Below are 12,257 nucleotides of genomic sequence, written 5' to 3'. Positions count from 1 at the left end.
TCATAATGACATTTTATAAAGTGCAACATCAAGTTCAGGCTAACCGGACTGGGAAGACGAGCAAAAGAGGCAACATGAAGTTACTGTGGACGGGTTTGCTTATTCTCACTTTGCTGGTATTATCTGCGTGTGGGCAGAATAGTTCCGATAGTGCCAAGATGGTGGAAGGTAAGGTAAACGTCGTGACGACATTTTATCCTGTATATGCTTTTACGGCTGCAATTGGTGGAGAAGATGCCAATGTCATTAACCTGCTGCCAACGGGAGTAGAGCCACATGACTGGACTCCGAAGAGTCAGGATATTGTCAATACGTCAAAGGCACAGCTGTTTTTCTATAATGGAGCTGGACTGGAAGGATGGGTACCGAATTTCTTGAAGTCGCTGAACAGTGATACACAGGTGAAGTCTGTTGCCGTCAGTGAAGGCGTTAAGCTGTTAACCACTGAGGGTGATGATGGGCATGGTCACGGCGAAGAGCATGAAGACGAGCATGCAGATGAACACGCAGACGAGCACGCAGATGAGGCGGGCAGTGAAGATGTAGCTGATCATCATACTGATCCACATACGTGGGTTAGTCCGAAATCAGCCATGATCATGGCTGAAAACATTAAAAATAGTCTGGTCGAAGCAGATCCTGATCACAAAGCAGGTTACGAACAACGGTATGAAGCGCTTCGTACGAAGCTTGAGACGCTGGATCAGCGTTTTACAGATGAACTGGCTACGGTACCGAACAATGAAATTGTTGTCTCGCACCAAGCGTTTGGCTACCTTGCGCGTGATTATGGATTAACCCAACATGCCATTATGGGACTTTCCCCGGATGCTGAACCGACAGGACAGGATATTGTGAAGCTTGCGAAACTCGTTAAAGATGAAGGTATCAAATACATCTTCTTCGAAGAGCTGGTATCTGACAAATTGGCGAAAACATTGGCAAGCGAAGCAGGCGTGGAGACTATGGTCCTTAATCCGGTTGAGGGATTGACCAAAGAGCAAGCAACAAACGGGGATGATTATTTCACCCTGATGGAGAAAAATTTGCAAAATCTGCTGATCGCATTAAAATAAGATAGAATGAAGGATTCAGACATAAGAGTCTTTACCGTTCGCGGTGAAGGCTCTTAGGACGCTATGAGATCCTTATATATAATGAAGGGCGGCTTTGCCATGCAGCAAATCATGCCATTATGTCATGATCCAATTATAGAGATCGAGAAACTATCATTTTCCTATGGGGACCAGCGAGTGATTGAGAATCTCGATTTTATGGTCCAGGAGCGGGACTTTGTCGGGATTATCGGTTCCAATGGGGCGGGTAAAACGACATTGCTGCGCATGCTGGTAGGACTGTTACCTCCTGCGCAGGGAGATATCAAACTATTTGGACAATCGATCCGCAGGTTCAAAGATTGGGACCGAATCGGGTATGTGCCACAAAAGAATGCATTTAACCCGTTGTTCCCTGCGACGGTTCGTGAAGTGGTCATGTCCGGCTTGTACAATAACAAAAACATGTTCCGTCGTATGTCTCGCAAATGTCAGCAACAGTGTACAGATGCAATGCAGGTCATGCGGATCGAGGATCTGGCGAACAAACGTATTGGTCAGTTGTCCGGCGGTCAGCAGCAGCGTGTATTTTTGGCACGAGCGCTTATCAATCACCCGGATCTGCTGATTTTGGATGAACCAACGGTAGGTATTGATGCTGAATCACAAGCCAGTTTCTTTGAACTGATTACGCATATGCATGAACATCACCGGATGACTTTTCTGATGGTGTCTCATGATATGGACCGGATGGAGAGTTATCTGGGTTCCGAAGCTGCGGTAACGAATGGCAAAATTAATTTCCATGTCCGTCATTCGCATGAGTTGCAAGATTGTGCCGAGACCAATCTGCAACATACTACTGCACAGGTACGCTAGCCGTGTTTATGGCCCATTAGATTAGAGCAAGGCCGAAGGAGTCGTGTTTGTTTTGGAAATATTAATGAGTGATTTTTTTCAGCGTGCGCTGGCGGGTGGATTGTTAATTGGCATCACCGCTCCGCTGATCGGACTGTTCCTGGTGTTACGGCGGTTATCCATGATCGGAGACACCTTGTCTCATGTGACCATCGCCGGCGTTGCACTCGGATTCCTGATTGAAGTATATCCCATTGCGGTAGGTTTGATATTTGCCGTACTTGCTTCATTTGCGATAGAGAAATTACGCAAAGCGTACAAGAGTTATGCCGAATTATCGATTGCCATTATCATGTCCGGAGGCGTGGCGCTTGCTTCATTGTTCTTCACGCTGGGCAAAGGATATAATGCAGATGTCATGAGTTATTTGTTCGGCAGTATATATACATTAGACGCTACAGATCTGAAGCTGGTAGGTGTGGTTACGCTGATCGTGGTGATCGTGGTGGCGTTGTTACATAAGGAATTTTTCCTGCTTAGCTTTGAGGAAGATGCAGCGGCGGTTACAGGGTTGCCTGTGAGAATTCTGAACATGTTAATCACTGTGATGACCGCACTCGTCATTAGCACGGCAATTAAGATTGTCGGTGCGCTTCTGGTATCAGCGCTACTGACCATTCCGGTAGCGGTCAGCCTATTAATGGCCCGAAGTTTCAAATCCGCCATTATTCTGTCCGTGGTTATCGGCGAAATTGCCGTAGTCCTTGGACTGGTCGTAGCAGGCATCTGGAACCTCGCACCTGGAGCAACGATCGTATTATTGCTGATCATGATGCTGATTCTGACGATGATTGGAAAAAAAGGGTTCCGAGCCTGACGCTGAACGAGCAAGCACGAGAGCCCAAGGAAGGGAGACATCCGCTTCATGCCTGATGTTAATGTATGGATGGCTTTTGTAGCAGGTTTGGTCTCATTTATATCACCATGTTGTCTTCCGCTGTATCCATCATACCTTTCCTATATCACAGGTATGACGGTGCAGCAATTGAAGGATGACCGCAATCAGCGAGAAGTCCGTTTTAAGACCATGACGCACACGCTGGCGTTTATTTTAGGCTTCTCGGCTGTATTTTATTCGCTTGGCCTGGGTGCCGGATTGTTTGGCCAATTTTTCAATGATAACCGCGAACTGATTCGTCAATTGTCTGCGATTCTGATTATGCTTATGGGATTGTTTTTGCTTGGTGTGTTCAAGCCGCAGTTTCTGATGAAGGAACGCAAGTTGGATATGAAATGGAAACCTGCAGGATATTTGGGCTCTTTTATTTTTGGCATCGGTTTCTCAGCAGGCTGGTCGCCCTGTATTGGCCCCATTCTGGCAACAATCATTGCGATGGCTGCGAGTGAGCCCACAACATGGCTGGCGCTGATTACAGGCTATACTGCAGGGTTTGCAATACCTTTCTTTATTTTGGCTTTCTTCATCGGTTCGACACGCTGGATCTTACGGTATTCCAATGTCATGATGAAGGTTGGAGGAGCATTGATGTTGTTCCTTGGCGTATTACTTTTTACTGATCAGATGACGAAGATTACCATCTGGTTGCAGCAGATTACACCAGACTGGATGATTATTTAAGCGCATGAACTGAATCTTAATTTAAAAAAAGTATGGCAAAGCGGGCTGCATAAAACCAGAGTTATTCTGGTCATGTAACCTGCTTTTTAATCGTTTGTCAGGAATACTAATATCAGCATATGATTTGGGCTGTTTTCCGTTTAGGTGAAGTAATCAATATTGGCTAATGGAAAATGTTCAAAAATCCGCTCCGTAATGAACTCCCGCAGCGCATCCTGCTGGTCATCCTTATACACATACTTGTACTGGCCCCAGCGGCCCCATTTCATCTTGCGTTTCTCGATATCCATCTCGAGCTTGGTCTTGGGATAACGCTTCTCAATGGTTGCTTTGGCCGTTTTGGTGAAACGGTGCTGGATCATCTCAAACGTAAGATCCGTGGTTGCTTCCTCTGGCAGTGTATCTGCCAGCTTCTGCAACAGCTCCGAGTATCCTTCTTCCCAACCTTCATACCACATAATAGGAGCGATAATGAAACCCAGAGGATAACCGGCGTGTGCAATTTTGCCAGCAGCTTCAATGCGTTCTGCAAATCTGGAGGTAGCCGGTTCAAAGTTTTTGATGACATAATCCGAATTGACACTAAACCGGATACGGGTGTGGCCGTTATGCTTAATGTTCAGCAACGGATCAACGTGATGATATTTAGTTACGAACCGCAAGCGTCCATATTCTTCTTCCGCCATAAAACGGATCAAGTCACTTAAATTCTCCGTGATATGCTCCAGTCCTACGGGATCAGAAGTACAGGCGGCTTCAAATCGCGTGATTTCAGGCGCGCGTTCTTCGATGTATCCTTTCGCAGCCTGAATGATCTCCTCGGTATTAACATAGACACGAACATAAGGTTTGGCACCAAGAGTAGTTTGAAGATAACAATAATGGCAGTGCCCCATGCAGCCTGTAGAGATGGGAATGGCATATTCCGCTGAAGGTTTCGACTGATCGAACTTGAGTGTTTTGCGCACACCAACGACCAGAGTACGCTTCGCCATCCGGTACTTTTCTTGTTCGGTTTCACCCGGCAAATTCGTGATCCGGTTATGCGATGTGGTCATCTGATAAGGTATGTTTTTGGATGTGACCCACTCCATAATACGTTTGCCTTTATCATATTCCAGCGCGCCGGGTTCAAAGTACACCAAATCGGGAATAAAGGGTTTAGTACCTTTTGCTTTACGAGATGGCGGTGAGGCTACACTTGTACTCACGAAATCATTCCTTTCGATGCGGGACTTAGCTTAGTTTGCCTCGTTCGGTAAAAAGTCACGCCTGCCAATTACTTGTGTAACAGTGCGCTCTGAATTGTGCAGGACTTGCCAATGCGTATTGATAACATGTATCATTATAAGATAGGGACCAGGCACGAATAGGGCCGGTCAGAGAGAAAAGAGGGAAGCAGATGCCAACGCCCAGTATGGAAGATTATTTGGAGCGTATATACAAATTAATTGATGAAAAGGGCTATGCTCGTGTGTCTGATATAGCTGAAGGACTGGAAGTACATCCTTCATCGGTGACGAAGATGATCCAAAAGCTGGACAAAGACGAGTACCTGATCTATGAGAAGTACCGCGGACTGGTGCTTACGCCAAAAGGCAAAAAGATGGGCAAACGTTTGATGGAGCGCCATCATCTGCTTGAACAATTTTTGACAACGATTGGTGTTCAGGAAGAAAATATCTACAATGATGTTGAAGGCATTGAACATCACCTGAGCTGGGACTCCATTACTTGCATTGAGTCCTTGGTTGAATACTTCCGTCAGGATGAGAGCCGGTTACGTGACCTCAAAAATCTTCAGGACATCATGAGTAATACGGAGTCTTAAGTTTCAGCAGTGGAATAAACATGGTGATATACAATGAATCGTATCCTGTGATCAAAGGATGCTTCTTGCCGTTTCAATGGCAGGAAGCATTTTTTTTGTGTATTCACACCATAATTTGGTGATATTCGCAACTAAACAACCGTTAGGAGCGTCTATTAAACTAGTAGAATTTACCGCAAATTATAATGATTTTGGAGGATTGCACTGATGAACGTTCGTAAAGGATTGATGCTGCTGCTCATTTTTGTACTTGGATTACAGACAGCAGTTATGACAGCACAAGCAGCTGGGCAGAAGGAAATCGCTATTTTTCTGGATGGCAACCGTTTGGAATCGGATGTATCACCTTACATCCTGCCCAAAGTAAATGTAACGATGGTACCTCTGCGTGTTATTAGTGAAGGACTGGGTGCGTCTGTTCTATGGTCTCAGGCTACACGTACCGTAACTATCCAGAAATCCGATTCGGTCATCACCATGACGAGCGGACGCCAGCAGGCAACCGTGGATAACACTGTAGTCGGTCTGGATGCATCGGTAGAATTAAAGCAAGGTCGGGTCATGGTACCCATTCGATTCGTCAGTGAGAACCTTGGCATTCGAGTGAACTGGAATCAGGCAGCCCAGACCATTGATCTGTACACAGGAGATGAATCAGTACCAACCCCTGAACCAACACCGGCAACCCCAGCAGAGCCTGGAGGCACGGGTACTGTACCAGCTTCTGAAGAGATGCGGGGAGCCTGGATCTCCACTGTGAATGGAGACTGGCCTTCATCCGGGGCCAAGGGAAATGTAGAGAAGCAAAAGCAGGAATACACGAAACAGCTTGATACTCTACAAGGTATGGGCATTAACGCCGTATTTGTCCAAGTGAGAGCCAACGGGGATGCCATCTATCCTTCAGGTCTGGTACCTTGGAACAGTGTGCTGACAGGGACACAGGGTAAAGATCCAGGCTATGATCCCCTCGCGTTTATGGTTGAGGAGGCACACAAACGAGGTCTGGAGTTCCACGCCTGGTTCAATCCGTTTAGAGCAACGAACTCAGCGAGTACATCGAACTTGGCTGCAAACCACATCTCCAAGCTTCATCCCGACTGGATTGTGAATGCATCCGGCAAAATGTACATTAATCCGGGTATCCCGGAAGCCAGACAGCATATTATCGATACGATCATGGAAGTGGTCAATCAGTATGATATTGATGGTGTACATCTGGATGATTATTTCTATCCATCCAATGTGACCTTTAATGATGATGCAGCCTTCAAAACCTATAACAAATTGAATACCAAAGACCGTGCTGAATGGCGTCGGGACAATATCAATCAGTTCGTCAAGCAGCTCGGACAGAGCATTCACAGCGTGAAAGCTAACGTTGAATATGGAATTAGTCCATTTGGTGTATGGCGTAACAAATCCGTTGATCTGACCGGCTCTGATACCAAAGCAGGAGTAACCGCGTATGACAGCATGAATGCAGATGTGCGGACATGGATTAACCAGGAGTGGATCGACTATGTTGCCCCTCAGGTGTATTGGAGTATGACACTGAGCGTAGCCCGATATGACAAAGTCGTGGACTGGTGGGCGAATGAAGTGGCTAACACGAATGTGAAATTGTATATCGGCCACTCTCCTTATAAGTTAGGTACGCCGGAGATTGGCTGGCAGACATCACAGGAGATCATCGATCAGCTGAACTATAACAAGAAGTATGCTTCGGTTAAAGGGGATATTTTCTTTAGTTCACAGTACCTGACGAAGAACCCTCTCGGCCTGATTGCCAAATTGAAAGCCTACTATGGTCTATAAAACATTTTAACAATACAGTGATAAGACAAACCCTTGTTCTCATAGAGTGGCAGTAGAAACGTGGCTGCCTGGAGAACGGGGGTTTTGTTGTGTTAATTAACGCAGTGTTTGAAGGTGGAGGCGTCAAGGGAATTTCGCTTGCGGGTGCTGTGCAGGGTGCTCAAGACTGCGGCATTCAGTTTAATCGAGTGGCTGGCACGTCATCCGGTTCCATTGTAGCTGCTCTGCTAGCGGCGGGTTACCGGGCCGAAGAGATGAAAGTCATTATTGAGAATACACCGTTTGCTTCATTGCTGCGTCGTTCCCCCATATTTAATACCCGATGGATCGGACCCGCAGCAAGGCTATTCTTGAAGAAAGGACTGTATTCGGGAGAAGCGCTGGAATCATGGATTCGCAAGATGCTGGAGCAGAAAGGGATTCGCACTTTTGCTGACTTGCCGCAAGGCAAGCTGCTCATTACGGCATCAGATATATCCAATGGGACCATTCTGGTGCTGCCAGATGATATTCGGCGGTTCGGAATTGATCCTGCCAAGCTGGATGTTGCGAAAGCGGTACGTATGAGTTGCAGTATTCCATATTTTTTCGATCCGGTAGTCATACGCAAATCGCCAGTATTCTCCAAAGGCCTACCTTTTCAAGATCAGTTCGTATATGTAGTGGATGGTGGATTGCTTAGCAATTTTCCGCTGTGGCTCTTCGATGGTGATCGTTCGGAACGAGGGGGAGACATGATTCCGGTTGTCGGATTTAAAATGGTGGGTAAGACGGAAGTGGAACCTGCCCGGATTAAAGGACCGCTAAGCATGCTTCAGGCCCTTGTGGAGACGATGCTCACAGCACATGATGAGCGCTACATCGAACAGATTAACCGGTTTCGTACAGTGAAGATACCAACGCTTGGGATTAAACCGACGCAATTTCATTTATCGTTACAGGACAGCACAGCCTTATATCGATCAGGCGCTACCGCAGGGAGCGAATTTTTCAACGGATGGAATATGAAAATGTATGATGAACAACTGGACAAACAAAGAAAAGAATTGCGCAAGAAACAGGCAGAAGCTCCACCTCTGATTCCTGTATAAACGTGAAAAAAGCAATTCTCCGCATGTTGGGAGAACTGCTTTTTTGTATGTTCATGTTCAGTACCTTTTAGTGAAATTTCGGTATATCTTCATCGCTTTTCCCTTTTTGTCCTTGAATTACTTGGAAAGGATAATCCTTGCGTTTCTTCGAAGAGCCGCTGCTCTTTCTGGCACTGGACTGTGCATTGACTTTCGCCATGGTTCGTGCGGATGGCTTAATCTTTGGTGATTTGTTTTTTTGTGCCCAGCGACGAGGCGGATACTTATACAGCAGGAATACAGCTCCGAACACGACCAGAGGGATGATGATTCTGGATGGGCTGGCGCTCCCCAGCCAAGTCAAAACCCCAACAGCAGCTAGTGCGATGAACGTCCAAAATAAGATTGCCTGCTTGTTCATATCATTCACCCTTTCACAGGATCGAGTGTTGCAACAGGTACTTCTGATCTAGCGGAGACATTGGCGAGCTTGGCATCCAACTCACGCATACGGTTAAACGAAGCAATCGATACTTCGACCTGTTCGTTGGTCGGTTCTTTTGTTGTCAGCAATTGCAACCATAATCCCGGGTATCCGAGATAACGCAGTACAGGAATATCACGTACCGAGTTCGTAAGCTTTAACAGCTCAAAAGAAATACCCAATACAACAGGCAACAACAGCAGACGCTGACCCATCCGTTCCCAGAGGTTATCGTACGTGAACAGGGAGTACAGAAACACTCCAATAATGACAGTCAACATAATAAAGCTGCTTCCGCAGCGGTAGTGCAGTCGGCTGTATTTTTGCACGTTCTCCGGTGTCAATTCTTCACCAGCTTCATGTGCGCTGATTACTTTGTGTTCCGCTCCATGATACTGGAAGAGACGTTTGATCATTGGTGTCTGTGAGATTAACCACAAGTAGGCGAGCAACAGGATCAGCTTGATGCCGCCTTCCAGTAAATTATGCAAAAATTGATTGTCGAATGCATTTTTGAATAGAAAATTCTCGATAACAACAGGAAGCAATGTAAGCACAACTTTACCGAAAAGGAATGAAAGGATGGCTACCGCAGTCACACCAATGATCATGCTAAGGCTCCAGCCCGAACCTTCTTTCTCTTTTTGCTTGGCTTTCTCTTCCGGTTCCAGTTCATCATCAGCATAGGCGTCAGCAGAATAATTGAGATGTCTGCTACCTTTGACACTCGAATCTATAATGCTGACAATTCCGCGTAATAAAGGAATCCGCCGCAATTTCGTGACCCAGGACTTGTCTTGCTTGGGAACTTCCAGATACGTAATTTCGCCGTCTTTTCTGCGAACAGCTGTAACGTTGACATGTTTCCCACCGAACATTACGCCTTCAATGACAGCTTGCCCCCCATAGCTGACAGGCTTGGATTGTTGAGGCAAATTATTCACCTTCCTATTCTGTTCTAGGCCTTCGCGATCAAAGGCAGTTTAATAACCCTATTGTATCGAATTTTAAGAGCAATTTCTAGTTTGGGAGTCAAACCTTGAAGGATGTTGTTAAGATTGTCCTGTTTTGAACATACTACCTCGTAGAATCAGGCAGAAAATTCGAGGCATAGTACGGGATTATCAACTGAATGAAGGAGAATATCGATGACAGAGCGTAAGCATGAAGATACATCACATGATGAAGGTCAACGACCGAATGAGCGGCAGCAAAAAGACAAGGGCAGGCGCCCTACTCAGAGGCAAGGTCAAGCGCACTACTATACCAAGCCATTTTCCTTTGCATTAGAGCTTGGATTCTTTGCCGGTTTTATCTGGGGAGGGCTACATTGGCTATTCTATCTGCTGCATTTTACGATTGTACCTTTAGGATTTCTGGCCGAGCCTTTTTTCAAACATGAATATATATATACCGCAGCAGGGCATTTGACAGGCTGGCTGTTTTTTATCGTCTTTTCCATCTTGGCTTCCTTACTCTACACATTCACGATTAGAAAACTGAAAGGGCCGTTACCCGGCATGGTGTATGGAATCGTCTGGTGGCTGATTCTCTTTGTCCTGGTAGGACCGAAACTGGGGATGATGAAGCCTTTGAACGGTTTAACATGGGATTCGATCATCACGGAACTCTGTTTCTTTTTGCTGTGGGGGCTATTTATTGGTTACACGGTAGCTATGGAGTACACGGATGAACGTAAACGCGAGCCGGAGCAAGCGGGGGCATAGCGCAAAAAAGCTTCTCAATCCGGCAATGGCTGTGTTAAAATAGCAGATGGTTATTTGCAGAGAGGGTGGAGCAGCGATGAAACGAATTATTGTGATCAATGGTCCGAACCTGAACATGCTTGGTGTACGTGAACCGGGCATCTATGGAACGCTTAGTCTGAAGGATATTGAGGACAAAATTCGCAGACAGGCTGATGAACTTGGCGTCTCCATCGCTTTTTATCAATCGAACCATGAAGGGGACATCATTGACCGCATTCATGCAGCATTAGGTGAAGCAGACGGACTGATATTGAATGCCGGAGCATTTACCCATTATAGCTATGCTATACGTGATGCAATCAATGCTGTAAAAGTCCCTACAGTGGAAGTACATCTATCCAACATTCATGCACGCGAAGCGTTCAGACATCATTCAGTGATTGCAGCGGAAACCATCGGGCAGATTGCCGGATTTGGCGAAGTAAGCTATGAACTGGGATTGCTGGCTCTTGTGCGTCATCTGGACAAACAAACCTGAGCCGGGAACCCGGGAATGTGAGAGAAAGAAGGGTTACCGATGGAAAACAAACGAGTAAATAAGTTGCGTGAAGCCATGCGTGAGCGTGAACTCACAGCAATGCTGATTACAAACCCGATTAACCGTCGTTATATGACGGGCTTTACAGGCTCGGCGGGATATGTGCTGATTACGGAACAGGATGCATATTTGCTGACTGATTTCCGTTATATGTCACAAGCGCCTCAGCAAGCCAAAGGATTTACCGTTGTGGAGCATGGAGCCAAGCCGATGGATACGGTGCGCGAATTACTGGCATCCGCGAATATCAAAGAAGTGGGCTTCGAGCAGGATAGTGTTACATTTGGCACGCACTCCGCTTATGCTGAAGCACTGCAGTCTATTGAACTGAAGGCTGTATCCGGGATTGTGGAACAACTTCGCATGTTCAAGGATCAAGACGAGATTGCGGTTATGCAGAGAGCAGCAGATCTGGCGGATGCCACGTTCAGCCACGTTTTGCAGTTTGCAAAACCAGGCATGACGGAGCGTGAAGTGGATCTGGAGATGGAGTTTTTCATGCGTAAACATGGAGCAACGTCCTCTTCGTTCGACACGATTGTAGCATCGGGTGAACGTTCTGCTATGCCTCACGGTGTAGCGAGCAGCAAGGTCATCGGTCAAAATGAGTTAATTACATTTGACTTTGGTGCACTTTTGGACGGATACTGTTCAGATCTGACACGTACCATTGCAACAGGCACACCTGTACCTGAACTGCGCAAAATTTATGACATTGTACTGGAAGCTCAGTTACATACGCTGGAGAACCTGAAACCGGGTATGACCGGACGGGAAGCAGATGCACTGGCTCGTGATATCATTGCAGGTCACGGATATGGAGATCAATTCGGACACAGCACAGGCCACGGTCTGGGTATGGAAGTTCACGAAGCTCCTCGCTTGTCCAAGCTTAGCGACGATGTATTGAAACCGGGTATGGTTGTTACCGTTGAACCGGGTATATATATTGACGGGCTTGGCGGCGTGCGTATCGAGGATGACGTGGTGATTACCGAGACGGGTATTCATATTCTCACGAAGTCGGACAAGAAGTTCACCGTAATCGGCTAAATTACAGCCACCAGGGATATAAGACGATTTTTAATGTGTTATTTAAATTGAAAATAAGAAATTTCACCATAACGGAGAGTGCAGAACCAATCTGAAGAAGCGAAGCATTCGCCTTTATCACCGGATTTTCCCATTGATAATG

The 12,257-nt window shown here is 46.3% G+C and carries 13 protein-coding genes; 10 read left to right on the top strand and 3 right to left on the bottom strand.

Annotation, left to right across the window (positions count from 1 at the left end):
- Positions 1 to 5: 5 nt before the first annotated feature.
- From AC1S8V_RS19550 to AC1S8V_RS19535, 4 genes are all read left to right on the top strand, one after another.
- Positions 6 to 1,076 (top strand): metal ABC transporter solute-binding protein, Zn/Mn family, encoded by a 1,071-nt coding sequence (locus AC1S8V_RS19550; RefSeq protein WP_482070397.1) that lies wholly within the window; start codon positions 6 to 8, stop codon positions 1,074 to 1,076.
- 99 nt (positions 1,077 to 1,175) lie between these two features.
- Positions 1,176 to 1,934: a metal ABC transporter ATP-binding protein gene (locus AC1S8V_RS19545; protein WP_278294254.1), complete on the top strand. Its 759-nt coding sequence runs from the start codon at positions 1,176 to 1,178 to the stop codon at positions 1,932 to 1,934.
- 52 nt (positions 1,935 to 1,986) lie between these two features.
- The gene (locus tag AC1S8V_RS19540; protein WP_017687569.1) at positions 1,987 to 2,790 is read left to right on the top strand and encodes a metal ABC transporter permease; all 804 of its coding nucleotides are present in this window, start codon (positions 1,987 to 1,989) and stop codon (positions 2,788 to 2,790) included.
- Positions 2,791 to 2,838: 48 nt separating this feature from the next.
- Complete coding sequence (locus AC1S8V_RS19535) at positions 2,839 to 3,552, top strand: cytochrome c biogenesis CcdA family protein (RefSeq protein ID WP_017687570.1); 714 nt, start codon at positions 2,839 to 2,841, stop codon at positions 3,550 to 3,552.
- A gap of 140 nt (positions 3,553 to 3,692) precedes the next feature.
- On the opposite strand, the gene splB is transcribed toward AC1S8V_RS19535, so the two are convergent.
- Positions 3,693 to 4,763: a spore photoproduct lyase gene (gene splB / locus AC1S8V_RS19530; RefSeq protein WP_482070396.1), complete on the bottom strand. Its 1,071-nt coding sequence runs from the start codon at positions 4,761 to 4,763 to the stop codon at positions 3,693 to 3,695.
- A gap of 191 nt (positions 4,764 to 4,954) precedes the next feature.
- On the opposite strand from splB, the gene mntR reads away from it, so the two are divergent.
- The 3 genes from mntR (at position 4,955) to AC1S8V_RS19515 (ending at position 8,292) form a co-directional block, all read left to right on the top strand.
- Positions 4,955 to 5,383 (top strand): transcriptional regulator MntR, encoded by a 429-nt coding sequence (gene mntR / locus AC1S8V_RS19525; protein ID WP_482070395.1) that lies wholly within the window; start codon positions 4,955 to 4,957, stop codon positions 5,381 to 5,383.
- A gap of 207 nt (positions 5,384 to 5,590) precedes the next feature.
- Positions 5,591 to 7,201 (top strand): family 10 glycosylhydrolase, encoded by a 1,611-nt coding sequence (locus AC1S8V_RS19520; protein ID WP_482070394.1) that lies wholly within the window; start codon positions 5,591 to 5,593, stop codon positions 7,199 to 7,201.
- 89 nt (positions 7,202 to 7,290) lie between these two features.
- Positions 7,291 to 8,292, top strand: a complete 1,002-nt coding sequence (locus AC1S8V_RS19515) for a patatin-like phospholipase family protein (RefSeq protein WP_482070393.1) — start codon at positions 7,291 to 7,293, stop codon at positions 8,290 to 8,292.
- A gap of 67 nt (positions 8,293 to 8,359) precedes the next feature.
- Here the strand turns inward: AC1S8V_RS19515 and AC1S8V_RS19510 are convergent, their stop codons facing one another.
- Positions 8,360 to 8,692 (bottom strand): hypothetical protein, encoded by a 333-nt coding sequence (locus AC1S8V_RS19510; RefSeq protein WP_482070392.1) that lies wholly within the window; start codon positions 8,690 to 8,692, stop codon positions 8,360 to 8,362.
- 5 nt (positions 8,693 to 8,697) lie between these two features.
- Complete coding sequence (locus AC1S8V_RS19505) at positions 8,698 to 9,690, bottom strand: DUF1385 domain-containing protein (RefSeq protein ID WP_145322653.1); 993 nt, start codon at positions 9,688 to 9,690, stop codon at positions 8,698 to 8,700.
- A gap of 213 nt (positions 9,691 to 9,903) precedes the next feature.
- Between AC1S8V_RS19505 and AC1S8V_RS19500 the strand changes: the two genes are divergently transcribed.
- The 3 genes from AC1S8V_RS19500 (at position 9,904) to AC1S8V_RS19490 (ending at position 12,115) form a co-directional block, all read left to right on the top strand.
- Positions 9,904 to 10,482: a YqhR family membrane protein gene (locus tag AC1S8V_RS19500; RefSeq protein WP_458460359.1), complete on the top strand. Its 579-nt coding sequence runs from the start codon at positions 9,904 to 9,906 to the stop codon at positions 10,480 to 10,482.
- A gap of 76 nt (positions 10,483 to 10,558) precedes the next feature.
- A complete protein-coding gene (gene aroQ / locus AC1S8V_RS19495; RefSeq protein ID WP_145322649.1) occupies positions 10,559 to 11,002 on the top strand; it encodes a type II 3-dehydroquinate dehydratase in 444 nt (147 codons plus the stop codon).
- A 39-nt stretch (positions 11,003 to 11,041) separates the two neighbouring features.
- The gene (locus AC1S8V_RS19490) at positions 11,042 to 12,115 is read left to right on the top strand and encodes a M24 family metallopeptidase (protein WP_482070391.1); all 1,074 of its coding nucleotides are present in this window, start codon (positions 11,042 to 11,044) and stop codon (positions 12,113 to 12,115) included.
- Positions 12,116 to 12,257: the final 142 nt, after the last annotated feature.

This window comes from Paenibacillus sp. B46(2026), from assembly GCF_056786355.1.
The sequence above is the reverse complement of the archived record's forward strand: the minus strand, read 5'-3'. Positions and strand labels throughout refer to the sequence as shown.